This is a genomic window from Streptomyces sp. NPDC087263 (assembly GCF_044744645.1).
Lineage (GTDB): Bacteria > Actinomycetota > Actinomycetes > Streptomycetales > Streptomycetaceae > Streptomyces.
This window is the reverse complement of record NZ_JBIUYT010000016.1, coordinates 102854-119283: the sequence shown is the minus strand read 5'-3', so window position 1 is coordinate 119283 and position 16430 is coordinate 102854. Positions and strand designations below refer to the sequence as shown.

General features: G+C 68.9%; 14 protein-coding genes and 3 pseudogenes. 8 read left to right on the top strand and 9 right to left on the bottom strand.

All coding sequences use genetic code 11. The features are described 5' to 3' along the window. Positions 1-97, top strand: a pseudogene (locus ACIPC1_RS37970) (IS5/IS1182 family transposase); the annotation flags it as partial. A gap of 51 nt (positions 98-148) precedes the next feature. Further along, positions 149-352 carry a hypothetical protein gene (locus tag ACIPC1_RS37965; protein WP_402525766.1) on the top strand — a complete coding sequence of 68 codons (204 nt, stop codon included), beginning with the start codon at positions 149-151 and terminating at the stop codon, positions 350-352. Positions 353-583: 231 nt separating this feature from the next. Here ACIPC1_RS37965 and ACIPC1_RS37960 read toward each other — a convergent pair. The 8 genes and pseudogenes from ACIPC1_RS37960 to ACIPC1_RS37925 form a co-directional block, all read right to left on the bottom strand. Beyond that, a pseudogene (locus ACIPC1_RS37960) lies at positions 584-790 on the bottom strand (2-oxo acid dehydrogenase subunit E2); the annotation flags it as partial. Positions 791-953: 163 nt separating this feature from the next. After that, positions 954-1295, bottom strand: a complete 342-nt coding sequence (locus ACIPC1_RS37955; RefSeq protein ID WP_402525764.1) for a hypothetical protein — start codon at positions 1293-1295, stop codon at positions 954-956. A gap of 33 nt (positions 1296-1328) precedes the next feature. Next, positions 1329-2116, bottom strand: a pseudogene (locus tag ACIPC1_RS37950) (transposase family protein). 457 nt (positions 2117-2573) lie between these two features. Further along, the gene (locus tag ACIPC1_RS37945; protein WP_402525762.1) at positions 2574-3572 is read right to left on the bottom strand and encodes a LacI family DNA-binding transcriptional regulator; all 999 of its coding nucleotides are present in this window, start codon (positions 3570-3572) and stop codon (positions 2574-2576) included. 63 nt (positions 3573-3635) lie between these two features. After that, on the bottom strand, positions 3636-4760 hold the full coding sequence (locus ACIPC1_RS37940) for an alkene reductase (RefSeq protein ID WP_402525760.1): 1125 nt from the start codon (positions 4758-4760) through the stop codon (positions 3636-3638). 1 nt (position 4761) lies between these two features. Next, positions 4762-5232 (bottom strand): ester cyclase, encoded by a 471-nt coding sequence (locus tag ACIPC1_RS37935; RefSeq protein ID WP_402525757.1) that lies wholly within the window; start codon positions 5230-5232, stop codon positions 4762-4764. Between the two features lie 16 nt (positions 5233-5248). After that, entirely contained in the window at positions 5249-6028 is a 780-nt protein-coding gene (locus tag ACIPC1_RS37930; protein WP_402525755.1) for a cupin domain-containing protein, read from the bottom strand. 1 nt (position 6029) lies between these two features. Next, positions 6030-6359, bottom strand: coding sequence for an antibiotic biosynthesis monooxygenase family protein (locus ACIPC1_RS37925; protein ID WP_402525753.1), 330 nt, complete (start codon positions 6357-6359; stop codon positions 6030-6032). A gap of 185 nt (positions 6360-6544) precedes the next feature. On the opposite strand from ACIPC1_RS37925, the gene ACIPC1_RS37920 reads away from it, so the two are divergent. From ACIPC1_RS37920 to ACIPC1_RS37895, 6 genes are all read left to right on the top strand, one after another. Further along, positions 6545-7627 (top strand): LLM class flavin-dependent oxidoreductase, encoded by a 1083-nt coding sequence (locus tag ACIPC1_RS37920; RefSeq protein ID WP_402525750.1) that lies wholly within the window; start codon positions 6545-6547, stop codon positions 7625-7627. After that, positions 7627-8157 (top strand): DoxX family protein, encoded by a 531-nt coding sequence (locus ACIPC1_RS37915; protein WP_402525748.1) that lies wholly within the window; start codon positions 7627-7629, stop codon positions 8155-8157. Before ACIPC1_RS37920 ends, ACIPC1_RS37915 begins: the two co-directional genes overlap by 1 nt. 64 nt (positions 8158-8221) lie before the next feature. Next, the gene (locus ACIPC1_RS37910) at positions 8222-9622 is read left to right on the top strand and encodes an FAD-binding oxidoreductase (RefSeq protein ID WP_402525745.1); all 1401 of its coding nucleotides are present in this window, start codon (positions 8222-8224) and stop codon (positions 9620-9622) included. A gap of 120 nt (positions 9623-9742) precedes the next feature. Then, complete coding sequence (locus tag ACIPC1_RS37905; protein WP_402525743.1) at positions 9743-11332, top strand: MFS transporter; 1590 nt, start codon at positions 9743-9745, stop codon at positions 11330-11332. Positions 11333-11639: 307 nt separating this feature from the next. Beyond that, positions 11640-11996 (top strand): VOC family protein, encoded by a 357-nt coding sequence (locus ACIPC1_RS37900; RefSeq protein ID WP_402525740.1) that lies wholly within the window; start codon positions 11640-11642, stop codon positions 11994-11996. 318 nt (positions 11997-12314) lie between these two features. Beyond that, positions 12315-14705 (top strand): ATP-binding cassette domain-containing protein, encoded by a 2391-nt coding sequence (locus ACIPC1_RS37895; RefSeq protein ID WP_402525738.1) that lies wholly within the window; start codon positions 12315-12317, stop codon positions 14703-14705. 189 nt (positions 14706-14894) lie between these two features. Here ACIPC1_RS37895 and ACIPC1_RS37890 read toward each other — a convergent pair whose 3' ends face one another. Continuing rightward, positions 14895-16325 (bottom strand): choice-of-anchor Q domain-containing protein, encoded by a 1431-nt coding sequence (locus ACIPC1_RS37890; protein WP_402525736.1) that lies wholly within the window; start codon positions 16323-16325, stop codon positions 14895-14897. Positions 16326-16430: the final 105 nt, after the last annotated feature.

The following is a 16430-nucleotide window of genomic DNA, read 5'->3' as shown; positions in this document are numbered from 1 at the left end:
CACGACCGTCATCGAAGGTGGTCGGCGGACGGCACGTGGGAGAGAATCATGCGGGCCGTCCAGGCCGACGCCGATGCCGAAGGCCGGATCGACTGCGCCGCACCACCGGTCGCTTTCCGCATGACGCACGCCTGGCAGAGCTGGTCCGGTGCTCACCGCGGGCAATCCGGTATTCGCCCGGCTGTGGGCGAGCGGAACGGTGGCTGCGCACCGCGAGGACCGCAAGACGATCGAGCATCCCAAGGCCGGCCTCGTGGAAGTGGACTGTGATGTGCTGACCGACGGCGATTCCGAACTCAAGATCGTGATCTTGACCGCCTCTCGCCCGGCAGCGCGGACGAGGCCGGACTGAGGCTCGCCATGGCTGCCGACGTCGACAGCACCCACACCGACCTTCTGACCGGCGCTGTCAGAGTTCTCTCGCTCAGTCCCGGTTCTCGACGCTCTCCTTCAGCGAGGCCGGGAAGCGGCCGGCATAACCCCGTCCACAACCCGGTGGTCGAAGGTCAGGGCGAGGTTGCCGACGGGTGCACGACCACCCCGTACGAACTGTCGGAGTCGGGGGCAGCCACCGGCCGTGGCCCTACGGCGTCCGTGGCCAGGATGGCCCCCCGGGGCTGGTTGATGATCGGGCGGTGAGCAGGGTGCCGTACAGGCCCGGATTGCTGATCGTGAAGGTGCCCTTGGCGAAGTCGTCCGGTTCCAGGCGGTGCGCCCGGGCCCGGCCGGAGAGGCCGGAGATCTCGTGGGCCACGGCTCGTAGGCGCTCGTCCGCGGCGTGCTCGACGAGGGGGACGACGAGTCAGTCGGCGTCCAGGTCCAGCGCGACTCCCAGGTTGATGTTGCGGTGCACCAGCAAGGCGTTGTCACCGACACCGAGCCCCTTCTAACCTGGCTGTGAGATCGAGGGGTTGCGGTGACGGGACAACGAAGCTTCAGGCCGCCGCGCGAAGTCAAAACCCAGGCTGCGGAGGAACGTCTGATCGCACGAGGCGGACTCGCGCGGCTGGTATGCGGCCGGGCAGGTAGACGAATCCGTTGCCGTTGTCGATAAGCAACCCCTCATCGATGCCGTCCACGGACCAGAGATCAACCGGCCCACCGGTGTTGTTGATTTGAAGGAAGAAATCTGCTGTTTCCTCGCCCTGACAGACGAAGATCCCCTCCACTTCAGGACGGCGGCTGCCGGCGATTCCCGGTGCGGCGCCCATCCGGGTCCAGTCCAGGCCATGCTGGGCGATCGACTGTCGGTTGAGCACGGACGAAATATGGAGGAGGTTCGACGTATCAGACACGCCAGGAGTATAGGAGGTAGTGAGGCTTCCTCCTCAGGTTGAGGCGGTCAGCTCCAGAGTGAGGACGGCCTTGACGAGGTCGTGATGCGGGTGGTGCTGCAGCGGAGCTTCCGCAGCAGGCGCCAGGACTTGAGGGTGGCCAGGGCCTGTTCGCCGAGTGCGCGGATCTTCGCGTGGGCGCGGTTGCGGGCCTTCTTCTTGGCGGAGAGCTTGTTCCAGCGGCCGCGGAAGGGAACGCGGACGGCGGGGCCGGAGCCCCGGTACGCCTTGTCGGTCCAGCACCGGATGCCGCCGGTGTTGAGGGCGTCGAGCAGGCCGTGGGAGGGGGTTGTCCGGATGTCGTGGACCGCGCCCGCTAGGGCCGGCGAAGCCCAGATGAGCTTCCCGAACGGGTCGGTGAGGACTTGGACGTTCATGCGGAGCTTGCGGTGCTTGCGGTGCTTGCCGGAATAGAAGGGCGGTCGGCCGCGATGCGGTCGATGGGCGGCAGGGTTCCGTCCAGGATCACGAACGCCTTGCGTGCGGCCACCGCCATGGCCTGCTGGAGGGTGGGGGCGAGGATGGCCAGGACGTCCACGGCCTCGGTGACGTAGCGGTGGGCGGTGGCCGGGCCGACGCCGAACCCGGCCGCGCGTTGGGCGAAGGCGTGACCGCGGAGCAGGTGGGCCAGGGTCATCAACGCCTGTCGGCCGCAAGTGAGTCGACGCCGGCGGGTGCCGATCCGTCGCCGCCGAGCGGTCAGCTCCAGCTCCAGCCGCAGCCGCAGCCGCAGCCGCAGTGCGGAAGGTGGACAGGTTCAGCCCGGACGGGCAGACAAGCACGCGGAGCTCCTGGCCGCGAAGGTCGATCTTGGTCGACACCCCATCTACCAGGAGCTTCGTCGTTCTGCCACGCCAACCCAGCAATCATCCCCAGCCATGTTGGAAAGGGCTCACCGGTGTTCGGATGGGGGAGGGCGACCAGCGGCGTCCACCACCGCCCTGGCGACGAAAGGCAGATATGTCAGGCCGAAGCCTTCCGTCTCCCACCAGGTCGCCGCTGCCGCGCGGGGTGTCCCGTCCACGCCGTCGGCCGTCGGGATCGACCTCGATGGCCATCAAGGTGTGCGGCGAGGTCGCCTGGGAACGGACCATGTGCTCGGCCGTACAGTGGCGGATGTTGCTGAACGGCACGGTCAGCGGCTGCTGTTGGACCGGCTCGGCGGCGACGGGGCGCCGGTGGTCGAGACGGTCCCGCTGCCGGTGGATCTGGTGGTACGGAACTCGACCGCGGCGCCCGTCAGCGAGAGCGCGCGCGGCCGGTCGTCGCCCGTGCGACGAGGGTGACTTCCAGGCTGACCGGCTCCGGCTCGCCGAGCGGCAGGCCGCTCTGCGCCGGCAGCAGTTGGTCGACGGCCACGCTGCCCAGTCTGCTCAGCGGGACGGCCATGGTGGTGACGGCCGGAGTGGTGTAACTGGCGAGCTGCGTTCCGCCCCAGCCCACCACGCTGACCTGCTCGGGGACCCGGACGCCGAATTCGAGCAGGCGGGCGGTCAGACCCAGCGCCATGACGTCGTTGAAGCACACGACGGCCGACGGCAGCGGCGAACGTACCAACTTCTCGGCCGCCAGCGTGCCGGATTCGAACGAGGGGCGGTTCGCCGTGGTGACGTCTATCTGAAGCCCGGTCTCCTCACCGGCCGCCACTATGGCGCTCCGCCGGTCCCGCGCGGCCCACGAGTTGGTCGGCCCCGCGAGGTAGAGCGCGCCGGTGTGGCCGAGGTTGCTCAGGTACTGGGTGAGCAGCCGCATGCCCTGAAGGGCGTCGACGAGGACGCAGGGATAGCCCTCGACACGCCGGTTCACGAAGACCGTCGGGCGCAGACCGCCGGCCGATTCGATCTGCTCGTCCCGTAGCAGGGAGGAGAAGAGAAGCAGCCCGTCCACGTCCTTGGACAGGGCGTGGATCAGCTTCTCCTCGTCGTCCGCGTCGTCGTCGCTGTCACCCAGCAGGGCCGCCAGATTGTGCCGGCGCGCCTGATGCTGGGCGGCCTTGACCATCTCGGGGAAGAGCGGGTTGGCGAGGTTGGGGACGACGAGGCCGATGTTCCCGGTCCTGCCGGTGGTGAGAGCCGTGGCCGCCTTGCTGGGGACGTAGCGCAGTTCCTCGGCCGCGGCGTACACCTTGAGCCGGGTTTCCTCGCGGAAGAGGTCGGGGGAGGTGAAGACCCTGGAGACGGTCGAGGCGGAGACCCCGGCGACCCGCGCCACATCCCGGATGGTGGACCGGTCAGCCATTGTCTCCAACACCTCTGATGTGCGATTGCGGTGGACGGATTCTATGTGTTTCCCAGCTGTTCCCTATGTCGTTGGCCGACTCCGGGCGACGCCCTCCGAAGCGGTGGCCACCGGCTGCGTGCCGTCCAGGAACGGGTAGTCGATGTAGCCGCGGTCGTCGCCGCCGTAGTACGTCGAGGGGTCGGCGGTGTTGAACGGGCCGCCCTCGGCCAGGCGGCGCGGCAGGTCGGGGTTGGCGAGGAACAGGGCACCGAACGACAGCATGTCGGCGGTGCCGTCCGCCACAAGTGCCAGTTGCTCGGGCTCCGTTGTCCTGGGCGCGGTGAACGGGTTGAGGACGAACACGCTCGACCACAGCCCGCGCAGCTGCCGGGTGAGTTCGCGGTCGGGTCCCTCCGCCAGGGCGAGATAGGCGAGGCCGAATCCGTCGAGGGCGGTGACCAGAGCGCCGTACGTCCCCGAGCAGTCGACCTCGACCATGTCGTTGTACGGGTTGCCGGGGGAGAGCTGGATCCCCACCCGGTCCGCGCCGATCGCACCGGCCACCGCCTTGGTCACCTCGACCGCGAAGCGGATGCGGTTCGTGGTCGACGCGCCCCAGTTGTCGGTGCGTTTGTTGGAGTGGGGGGAGAGGAACTGGTGGATCAGGAAGCCGTTGGCGCCGTGCAGTTCGACGCCGTCGAAGCCGGCGGCCATGGCGTTGCGGGCCGCGGTGGCGAAGTCCTCGATCGTTGCGGCGATCTCGTCCTCGCTGAGCTCGCGAGGCTGTACGCAGGCCTTGGGGCCCTGAGGCGTGAACACCTTGGCGTCCGCGGCGATCGCGGAGGGGCCGACGGGAGTCCGGCCGTCCGGCAGCAGGATGGGATGTCCGATCCTGCCCGCGTGCATCAGCTGCGCGAAGATGGTGCCGTCGGCCTTGTGCACCGCTTCGGTGACGGCACGCCAGGCGTGGACCTGCTCCGCCGAGTAGATACCCGGCGTCGCGGGATAGCCCTGCGCCATCGCCGACGGCTGGATCCCCTCGGAGACGATCAGGCCGGCCGAGGCGCGCTGGCGGTAGTACTCCGCCGTCGAGGGCCCTGGGCAGGCCGCCGGACCGTACGCCCGGCTGCGGCTCATCGGGGCCATAACTATGCGGTTGGGCAGACGGCGGCCGCCGAGATCGATCGGATCGAAAGCAGTGGGCATCTCAGTTCTCCTTCTCGGCGGTGACCGGCTCGGGCCACACCCCCAACTGGCGGACGAGCGCGAGTTCGTCGACGAAGAACCAGGCCTCGGCGATGAGATCGTCCTGGATCCGCCACTGTCCGACTTCGAGGACCTCGACCTTGTTGCCGGTCGCCGGGATTCCGTAGAGGGCACCGCCGTGCGTGCCCCGGATCAGCCAGGTCGCCCACACCCGGTCACCCTTGGCGATGATGTCGAGAATGTCGTCCTCGCGGTCGGGAATCGAGTCCGCGGTGTAGTTCGGACCTTCTCCGGTGTTGAGTTCGCCCAGGTTCGCCATGCCCATGCGGGACGGACGGAAGCCCTCGACGGTGTAGTTGCTGCGTTCCGCGAACGGCAACGCACGGAACTTGAGGACGAATTGGATGTTGGAGCGTTCCTGCTCGGACAGTGTGGGGTCGTTCAGCGCCTTCTCGATGGCGGAGAGTGTCACGGAGGCTCCTGACGTGTCAGTGGCCGAGGCTCAGGACGAGCGCGCGGCTTCCATGGGCGAGGGCCACCGCCGGTGCGTGCGATGGGCTCGTGAGCGAGAGGTATTCGCCCTCGCCGACGGTCACTTGGCTGTCGGGCAGATCGAAGCGGTAGCGGCCGGACAGCACGTAGACCGCGGTCGTGTCGGGCTCGGGTGTCCAACTCGTGTTGATGTTGTCGCCGTCGCGCAGCAGGATCCGCAGGTCCGTGTGCGTGGCCGTGGAATCCGCCAGGGTCGCCTCCTGACCGGCAGTTGATTCGCCGCCGGGGCGTACGAGGGCGGCGGGTCCCGGTCCCGAGCCGTCCAACAGGCGGGTGCCGGCCTGCTGGTTGACCTGGGCCCACAGCGGGCCCGGCTCTCCGGAGGTGCCGAAGATCTCGGGCATACGCCGGAAGACCTCCTCGAAGCCCGCCGGGGCGAACAGGACCAGGGCACGCGCCTGTCCGTCGAGCACCTCGAACTGATGGGGCGCGCCCCGGGGCACCAGCAGGAATCCGCCCGGGCCGATCTCGTACGAGGCATCGCTGACCGTGAGCCGGTAGGTCCCGTCCAGCACGTAGAAGCACTCCACCGCCTCGTCATGGACGTGGCAAGGGACCATCGCGCCCTTCGGGCTCTCTGCCTCCGTCAGGCTGTAGGCACCCCCGGTTCCTGAACCGTCGGCGAGGATCCGGAACGCATGCCCGGGCACGCTGACGGGGCTGATGTCACGAGCGGCGATCACATGTCCCGAAGCTTCGGGGAAGCCGAAGGTCATGTCAGAGAACGGCGTCGGAGGGGGAGGCCGCGTGGGTCTCCTTCTCGACGGTGTACAGCGAGGGAAGGGCGGGGAACTCCTGCCACTGCCGTTGCGACTGCATCCGGCGGAACTCCCCGTCGTGGGCGGCGTCGAACAGCTCGGCCGACTCCCAGCCGGCCACGTTCACGTACCGCAGGCGGGTCGTCGAATCCAGTGAGCGGTGCAGCTTGCGCCACTGGAACCCGGGCTTCTTGAGCATGTAGTCGTCGATCTCCGCCCACAGGGCGAGGAACGCGTCCTCCCGCCCCACGGGGACCTCGAAACAATTGATGAAGATGATGTCCGTCATCTGTGTGGCTCCTCGGTCTCGCGTCGTTGCGTTTCACCGAAATCGGTATTCAACCGGTTGCATGATGATGTCCAGGGGTGGCTCCCAGTGTCAAGCCGTAGGTCTGCAATAACCGTTGACCGCCTGTATGACGCGTGGTACCACTCAATGCAACCGCTTTAAAAACTGCAGAAGGAGTCCCCGCCATGCGGTTCTCGATCTACCTGAACCCCCAGACCCGTGGAGCCGAGGAGGACGTCTCCATCATCGAGACGACGGTCGACCAGGCCGTCCGCGCCACCCGGGCGGGTGTTCAGGGCGTCGCGCTCACCGAGCACCACTTCTCCGGCTACAACACCTACGGCAACAACTTCATGCTGGCCTCCCACCTGAGCTCCCAGGTGCCCGACGGCACGATGTTCCTCCTGGCCGTGGCCGTCCCGACGCTGCACAACCCGATGCGCCTTGCGCAAAGCTGCAATCTGCTCGACATCATGACCCGTGGCAACCTCATCGTCGGCTTCGCGGCCGGCGGATCTCCCGTCGAGTACGCCGGTCTGGGACGCGACCCCTCCGTACGCCACGAGCAGATGATGCACAACCTCGAGATCATGGAGCGGGCGCTCGACAAGAAGCCGGAGGATCCGCCCTACGAGTGGGCGACCGCCTTCGAGAAGGGGTCGCTGCGCACCAGGATCATGCCGGCCGCCTACCACGCCTCCCGGCCGAAGTTCGCGCGGGCGACGCAGAACGACGAGGGCGTCCTGTGGACCGGCCGCAAGGGCTGGTACCTGTTCACCGCCCGGGAGACCGCCGACGTCATCGGCCCCCGGCTCAAGCTGTACGCCGACGCGCTCGCCGAAGCCGGGCACGGCCAGGAGTTCATCGAAGAACGCCTGGACTGGAGCCTCGTGCAGAAGCAGGTGATCGTCCGCGAGACCGACGAGGAGGCCGTCGCGTTCGCGCGGGCCCGCATGGAGGAGATGGGCGCCCACCAGAAGAAGAGCTTCTCCATGACCGGCGACATCAAGGACAGCGCCCACCTCAAGAGCGTCGTCGGGGTGTCCCCGCAGAACCCGGACGAGTTCCTGCAGCGCGCGATGATCGTCGGCAGTCCCGCGACGGTCGCCGAGCAGATCAACGCCTTCGCCGAGGTGGGGGTCCGGCACATGTCGCTGCTCTTCAACTTCGGCTTCATGACGGCCGCGGAGTCCGGCCGGTCGCTCGACCTCTTCCTGGACGAGGTGCTGCCGCAGTTCGGCGAGGCACCGAACCCAACGGCCAACTGATGGGCACCGCCGCCTCGTTCGGGCTGCTCGAACTCCGCCTCGTCATCGCCGTGATCATGGCCTTCCACGGCACTCAGAAGCTCTTCGGCTGGTGGGACGGCGGCGGACTCGACCGCGCCGAGAAGTTCTTCGGCGCCCAGGGTTTCCGGCCGCCGCGGCTGATGGCCCTCGTCGCCGGCGTCACCGAGACCACCGGCGCCGTGCTGCTGGGCACGGGCGCGCTGAGCGTCCTGGGCACGGCCATGCTCACCGGCGTACTCACCAACGTCACGGCGCTCCACCTGCGCAACGGCCTTGACGGCAAGAAGCACGGCTTCGAGTTCGAGCTGATGATCCTGGCCGGTGTCATCGCGGTCGGCTTCTGCGGACCCGGCAGGTGGAGCATCGACCACTGGCTGGACCTGCCCCGCGGCGCGCCCTGGGGACCGGTCGCCGTGGCCCTCGGAGTGCTGGCCGGCCTGACCGTGGTCGCCAGCCGCAAACCCGTGGACAAGGAAGCGATGGCCACGGTCCCGGCGCGCGGCCGCTGACCCGAACCACCCCCCTCGAGACCACCGAGAGAGAGCATCACGACCTGAGGAGCGTACGCAGCGCATGGACATCTCTCAGCCCGTCGGCAGCATTCTTGCCTCGCTGGACGGCCAGTTCGAAGGAACGGTGGTACTCCCCTCGGACCCGGCCTACGAGCAGGCGCGCCGTGTCTGGAACGCCACCGTCGACAAGCGTCCCGCCGTGATCGCCTACTGCGAGTCGACCGCCGACGTCGCGCTGGTCGTCCGCGCGGCCCGGACGGCGCAGGTCCCCCTCTCCGTACGCGGCGGAGGACATCAGGTCGCGGGACTGGCCGTCTGCGACGAGGGTGTCGTGGTGGATCTGTCCCGGATGCGATCGGTCGTCGTCGACGATGACGGTACGAGCATCCGGGCGGGCGGCGGCTGCCTGCTGGGCGACGTGGACAAGAAGGCCGCCTCCATCGGCCGTGTCGTCCCCGCGGGAGTCGTCTCGCACACCGGCCTCGGTGGTCTCGCGCTGGGCGGCGGATTCGGCTGGACCTTCCGCAACTATGGGCTGACCTGCGACAACATCACGGGCGCGGAGGTCGTCACGGCCGACGGCACGGTCGTCCACGCGGGAGAGGGGGCGGACGCCGACCTGCTCTGGGCGCTGCGCGGCGGGGGTGGCAACTTCGGTGTCGTCACCGAGTTCACGCTGGCCACCCACCCCCTCACGGACGTTCTGCTCGGGCAGGCGATCTTCCTGCTCGACGACCTCCCGCAGTCGCTGGCGCACTACGTCTCCACCATGGAGGCCGCTCCGGACGAGCTGACCGCCATCTGCATCATCTGCGCGGCGCCGCCGATACCCGGCGTACCGCCGGAGGTCGTCGGCCGACCGGTCGTCATGATCAACGCGGTGTGGTCGGGAGATCTGGACGCCGGAGCCGAGCCGATAGGGCTGCTCGTCAACAAGGGCGCGCCCGTGGTGAGTTCCGTGGTGCGGATGCCCTACGTCGCCGTGCAGTCCATGCAGGACGACCTCCATCCGCACGGACGCCGCAACTACAACAAGTCCCGCTACCTCGACCGCGTCGACGAAACCGCGATCAAGGCCCTGCTGGAGGCAGGCCGACGGCTGCCCGGACAGCACTCGCAGATCGAGGTGCTGCGCCTCGGCGGAGCCGCGAGCAGGGTGCCCGCGGACGCGACCGCCTTCGCGCACCGCGACGCCGCGTACATCCTCAACGTCGTCGCGGCATGGACCGACCCGGCGGGAACCGAGACGCACATCGGATGGGCCCGCGACACCTACACCGCGATGGACAGCGTCGGTTCCGACGCCGGATACATCAACTTCTTCGACGCCGAGCCGGATCGCGTCCGCAGCGTCTACCCGCCCCGGACCTACGAGCGGCTGCGGCGCATCAAGAGCCGACTGGACCCCGAAGGGGTCTTCCGCGGCAACGTTCCCATCGAACAGGCGCCCCAGGCGTCCTGATCGCGGGCGCTGCCCACCCCGTTGTTTCCCTCCGGCCCGATCCGCCGGACAGCCCCCCGCCTCTGCCTGCGGCGACCGCAGGTGCACCTTCAGCCCTTCCCGACAACCCTTGGATGCGGCATGACCGACACCACGAGCCCACCAGTCGCCGGCAGAGGCCTCCCCGTGGCCACGCTGATCGCCGGCTGTCTCGCCGTCTGCCTCGCTCAGACCGGCCTCGCGATCCCCGCCACGCTCAACGGACTCTTCCAGACCGACCTTGACACCACCGGGTCACAGCTGACCTGGATTTCGTCCGCAACTCTGCTTCCGGTCGCGGTACTTGGGCTGACCTTCGGCGTGTTCGGCGACCTGTTCGGACGCAAGCGGCTGCTGATCGGCGGAGCGCTGCTGATGGCGGCCGGTGAGGCGGCCTCGGCCGCGGCGAACAGCGTCCACCTCCTGTGGGCCGGCCAGGCGCTGGTCGGCGTCGGCGCCGCGGCGATCTTCCCCAGCTCCCTCGCCATGATCGCCGTCGGCACGCGCACCAACAGGCAGCGCGCCACGGCGATCGCCGCCTGGTCGGCCAGCCTCGCGGGCGGCGGCTTCGTCGCGCCACTGCTCGGCGGCATCACGGCCAACTACGGCTCGTGGCGCTGGGCACTCATCATCGTCGCCATGATCGGCGTGGTCACCGCGGCAGTGGGCTTCATCGCGCAGGACTCGAGCGCGCCGCTCGGCCGCTCCCTCGACGTCAAGGGCCAACTCGCCATAGCCATCGGCCTTTTCGCGCTCCTGTACGCCGTCATCCAGGGCCCCTCGGACGGCTGGGACTCCGCCGGTGTCGTCCTGGGCTTCCTGGTCGCGGCCGTCTTCCTGACGCTGTTCATCGTGGTCGAAATGCGCTCCCGTGCCCCGCTGTTGCAGCTGCACCTGTTCAAGCACCGTGCGTTCGCGCTGTCCTCAGTGGTCGCGGTGGTCGGCATGTTCAGCTTCATCGGTACCTGCTACGCACTCAGCATCCGGCTCGGCCCGATCCAGCACCAGAGCCCGCTGCGTACCTCGGTGGCCTTCCTGCTCACCAACGGACCCACCATGGTGCTGGCTCCGATCACCGCCGTGCTCCTCGCCCGAGTCGCCGCACGGTGGCTGCTGAGCAGCGGCTTCCTGCTGATAGCGGTCGGCGATGTGCTCCTCGCCCGGTTGTCGATCACGGACCGGGCGCTGCCTTCACTGATCGTGCCGCTGATCCTCGTCGGCATGGGCTTCACCCTCGCCGTCTCGTCGATCACCGCGACCGCCGTGAACACCGTGCCCGTACGCCTCGCCGGCATGGCCAGCGCGACCACCAGCCAGCTGCGCGACCTCGGATTCACCCTGGGGCCGGCCGTCATCGGCGCGATCGCCCTCAGCCGCGCCGCGAGCGAGTTCGGCAACTCCCTGGCCACGTCGCCGCTGCCGGAAGGGGTCAAGGCCGCTGCCGGACAGGTCGCGGCGGCGGGCGGGCCGCTCGCCGTGAACTCGCTGCCGCCGCAATCGCCGCCTGGGGGCGCGGTGCCGCTGGCTCTGGACGCGCTCGGCCACGGCTACTCCGTCGGCTTCGTGGTCTGCGCCTGTGCCGCGCTGGTGTCCTGCCTGCTCGCGGGGCTGGTGCTGCGCGGTGGCCGGCCCAAGGTGAACCTCGCCGAGTCGGAGGTCGAGGACACCAGCCCTGAACCGGCGGCCGCCTGATCTGATCCTGGGACAGATCCTGGAGGAGCGGTCGCAGTGAGCGGGTGATCGTCCGGGCGCGCGTCCGTCCGCCTTTCGGCGGGTGGACGCGCGCCTTTTGCTGTCCCGACGCCAGCGCCTCCGGCTTGTCCCCGCACGCGGCGGGGACAGCCGAACAGACCGGTCAGGATTCGAGAAGCGCCGGTCATCGTGCCGGAGCTAGCGTGAAAGTCATGGACATCACGGTTCACGTGAGTTCGTCTCCGAGCCCGACTCCGGGCCCGACAGGCCCACCGGGTCGATGTGACCCATGACTTCAGGAGTGACCATGACCAGCTCAGCCACCCAGGGAATCAAGACCGTGCTGCATCCCGTGTCCGACCTGACGAAGGCCAAGGCGGTGTACGCCGCCCTGCTCGGCGTGGCGCCGACGACCGACGAGTCCTACTACGTCGGCTTCGAGGCCGAGGGCCAGCACATCGGGCTGGTCCCGGGCGGGGGATCGCAGGGCATGGACGCACCGGTGGCCTACTGGCACGTGCCGGACATCGAGGTGAAGCTGGCCGAGGTGATCGCCGCGGGGGCCACCGTGAAGGAGCCCGCGCACGACGTCGGTGGCGGCCGTCTGGTGGCCGCGGTCGTCGACCCCGACGGCAACGTCCTCGGGCTGCTTCAGGACCGCTGACTGCCTGCCCCCGCCCCACGCCTGGCGTGGGAGCGCTGCCGCAGGAGCGGGGGAGAGCGTTTCGTCGCGTACGCCGGTTAGACTCGCACACCCGTTCGGCCAGTGTGTGCGGGCCACGGCGTACCACTGGTCGGTCCGACGCCTCGGCCGGGCGCGTGACTCCGGCCGAGACCGCTGACCGGACAGCCGCCGGACCGTTGCCCGCGAAGGCGCCGACGAAGTAGAACCAGACGTACTGCTCGAAGCCGGTCAGATCCGAGCCAGGCGACGACGGAGACCGCGAAGGCGGCCCGCCCAACAGATGGAGACGCGATAAGCATGGTCACGAAGAGGGACACGCAGTCGCCTGCGCCGCACGTCGCCGACAGCCACGACATGATCCGCGTGCACGGCGCGCGCGTGAACAACCTCAAGGACGTCAGCATCGAGATCCCGAAGCGCCGGCTGACGGTGTTCACCGGCGTCTCCGGCTCGGGCAAGAGCTCGCTGGTGTTCAACACGATCGCCGCGGAGTCGCAGCGGCTGATCAACGAGACCTACAGCGCCTTCCTACAGGGCTTCATGCCGACGCTTGCGCGGCCCGAGGTCGACGTCCTCGACGGACTGACCACCGTGATCACCGTCGACCAGCAGCGGATGGGCGTCGACCCTCGCTCCACGGTCGGCACCGCCACCGACGCCAACGCGATGCTGCGCATCCTCTTCAGCCGGCTCGGCAAGCCGTACATCGGCCCTCCCAGCGCGTACTCCTTCAACACCGCCTCGGTCCGGGCGAGCGGTGGGATCACCGTCGATCGCGGAGAGGCCAAGACCAAGACGGTGAAGGCGACCTTCAACCGCACCGGCGGCATGTGTACGCGCTGCGAGGGCCGGGGCGCGGTCTCCGACATCGACCTCACGCAGCTCTACGACGACTCCAAGTCGCTCGCCGAGGGCGCCTTCACCATCCCCGGCTGGAAGTCGGACAGCCAGTGGACCGTGCAGGTCTACGCCCAGTCCGGCTTCGTCGACCCGGACAAGCCGATCCGCGAGTACACCAAGAAGGAGTTGCGGGACTTCCTCTACGGGGAGCCAGTCAAGGTCAAGGTCAACGGTGTCAACCTCACCTACGAGGGGCTGATCCCCAAGATCCAGAAGTCGTTCCTGTCCAAGGACAAGGAGGCGCTCCAGCCGCACATCCGGGCGTTCGTGGAGCGGGCGGTCACCTTCACCACCTGCCCCGAGTGCGACGGCACCCGGCTCAGCGAGGGGGCCCGGTCCTCGAAGATCAAGCGGATCAGCATCGCCGACGCCTGCGCGATGGAGATCCGCGACCTGGCCAAGTGGATCCGCGGCCTCGACGAACCGTCGGTGGCACCGCTGCTCACCGCGCTGCAACAGACCCTCGACTCGTTCGTGGAGATCGGCCTCGGCTACCTCTCGCTCGACCGGCCCTCCGGCACGCTGTCGGGCGGTGAGGCACAGCGCGTCAAGATGATCCGCCACCTCGGCTCCTCGCTCACCGACGTCACCTACATCTTCGACGAGCCCACCATCGGCCTGCACCCGCATGACATCCAGCGGATGAACGACCTGCTGCTGCGGCTGCGCGACAAGGGCAACACGGTCCTCGTCGTCGAGCACAAGCCGGAGACGATCGCCATCGCCGACCACGTCGTCGACCTCGGCCCCGGCGCCGGTACGGGGGGCGGCACCGTCTGCTTCGAGGGCACCGTCGAGGGGCTACGGACCGGCGGCACCGTCACCGGCCGCCATTTCGACGACCGGGCCACCCTCAAGGAATCGGTGCGCAAGCCCACCGGGACGCTGGAGATCCGGGGCGCGTCGACGCACAACCTGCAGGGTGTCGACGTCGACATCCCGCTCGGGGTACTGGCCGTCGTCACCGGCGTCGCGGGCTCCGGCAAGAGTTCGCTGGTGCACGGGTCGATCCCGGCCGGCGAGGGTGTGGTGTCGGTCGACCAGGGCGCGATCCGCGGCTCGCGGCGGAGCAACCCGGCTACGTACACGGGGCTGCTCGAACCGATCCGCAAGGCGTTCGCCAAGGCCAACGGCGTCAAGCCGGCGCTGTTCAGCGCCAACTCCGAGGGTGCCTGCCCGACCTGCAACGGCGCCGGCGTGATCTACACCGACCTGGGGATGATGGCCGGCGTCGCCACCCCCTGCGAGGACTGCGAGGGAAAGCGGTTCGACGCGTCGGTCCTCGAGTACCACTTCGGCGGGCGTGACATCAGCGAGGTTCTCGCGATGTCGGTGACCGAGGCCGAGGAGTTCTTCGGCGCGGGCGAGGCGCGTACGCCGGCCGCGCACGCCATTCTCCGCCGGCTCGCCGACGTCGGGCTCGGCTACCTCAGCCTCGGACAGCCGCTCACCACGCTGTCCGGCGGCGAGCGGCAGCGGCTCAAGCTGGCCACCCACATGGGCGAGAAGGGCGGGGTCTACGTCCTCGACGAGCCGACCGCGGGGCTCCACCTCGCCGACGTCGAGCAGCTGCTCGGCCTGCTCGACCGGCTCGTCGACTCCGGCAAGTCGGTCATCGTCGTCGAGCACCACCAGGCGGTCATGGCACACGCCGACTGGATCATCGACCTCGGCCCCGGCGCGGGCCACGACGGCGGCAAGATCGTCTTCGAGGGCGCCCCCGCCGACCTCGTCGCCGCCCGCTCCACCCTCACCGGCGAGCACCTCGCGGCGTACGTGGGCGGCTGAGCGAGGGGGAGGGGGTCCTCAGCAGAGTCGAGCACCTTTCTGTCTTCTGTCCTCTGCCCTGCGCCCTTGTCCGCCCTGCGCCCTTCCCCGGCGCGGGCTCGGGGAAGGGCGCCGGCGTCCTATGTCTTGTCGTCACATTCCTGTCGTCGCCCGGAGGGAGGCAGACGGGAATGTGACGACAAGACATAGCTAGTGCCCGCTGGACTCGCGTAGTTGGGACTCGATGGCGCCGGAGTCGGAGGCGGCGCCGACGGTTGCGCGGTTGCCGTAGAAGTCGGTGCGCCCGGCAGCCGCGCCGCCGTTGTCGATGGCGGGACTGGTGGGCAGCGGACGGTAGTCACCCGCGGCGCGGTCGGTGAACTGCGGGTCGGCCAGGGTGTCGCCGGTGCCCGGGGCGTCGCCCAGGGTGCCCTGGATCACGTTGTGGTCGTGCGGCCACGCGTAGTCCTTGAGCACGCTGCCGCCGGTCATCTGGATGATGTTGCCGGTGATGGTGAGCCAGGAGTCCTGCGGTGTGGGGCCGGCCTCGCGGTAGTAGTAGATCGCGAACAGCCGCGAGTTGTCGCGGTCACGGACGATGGTGTTGTGGGCGACCAGGTAGGCGTCCGGGTGGGTGGTGGTGTCGTAGGCCAGGAACTGCTGGTAGTCGTCACTGATGTTGTACGTCAGGTGGACATCGGTGGTGGTGGTCTCGGTGACCTCCGTGAAGCCCTGTGAGCCCAGGGACAGGTTGTGGTCGATGGAGATGTCGTCCTTGGGGTGGTCGAAGCCCTCGATCTCCACGGCGCCGCCGTCCGCTCCGTAAGGGCTGTCGGTGGAGCGGCAGTTGATGAACTCGTTGGCGGTGACCCGGGCGTCGCTGTTGTTGATCGAGATGCCGATGGCGCCGTAGGAGGCCTCGGAGCCCGAGTCCATGCCGCGGAAGGCGATCTTGAGGTCGTGGAAGCTGTTGTGCGCGATGAGCGTGCCGGTGGCGTAGGTCTTGACGCCGATGCCGACCTGCGTGAACTCGTTGTCGTGGATGTACGCGTCGGTGGCAGTGTCGGTGAGGGCGATCGCGCCGCTCAGCTCGTACTTCGGACCGCGGATGCCCACGCCGTCGGCGTTGTCGAACACCACCCCGTCGGCGAACCGAAGTTGGTCGACGACGACGTGCGGGGCGGACAGCTGGAGCATGTTCCAACCGGTCGGGTTGGTGAGGGTCGGCGCGTCGCCGGTGCCGTACGCGGTGATGGTGATCGGTGCGGCGGCGGTACCGGTTCCGTTGATGGTGGCGGTGCCGGTGAAGGTCTCGCCCCGGCGCAGCGCGATGGTGTCGCCGGGCCGGAAGTCGGCGGCGGTGATCCGGGCGAGGCTCTTCCAGGCGGTCGCGGAACTGGTGCCGGCCGCCTGGTCGTCGCCGCTCTGGGCGTCGAGGTAGAAGGTCCGGCCGCCCTTGGTGTGCGGGGCGGGGCCGGAGCGCTGTGTCCTTGCGCCGACCGGGGTACCGGCGACAGTGGCGGTAGCCGCGGCGGTTGATGAGGAGACGGATGTGGATGCCGTTGCGGGCGCCGCGGAGACCGCCAGTGCCGCCGCGGTCAGTCCGACGGCGAACAGGATTGCGGCCGCCGGGCGCGTCACAGGGGTGCGCGGTAGGGGAGCGGGAGTGGACAAGGGGGTGCTCCAATCAGGGTGGTTGAGATGGGCTGTCGGCCCGTGCGGGCGCCGGTTGGGTGATGCGCGTCA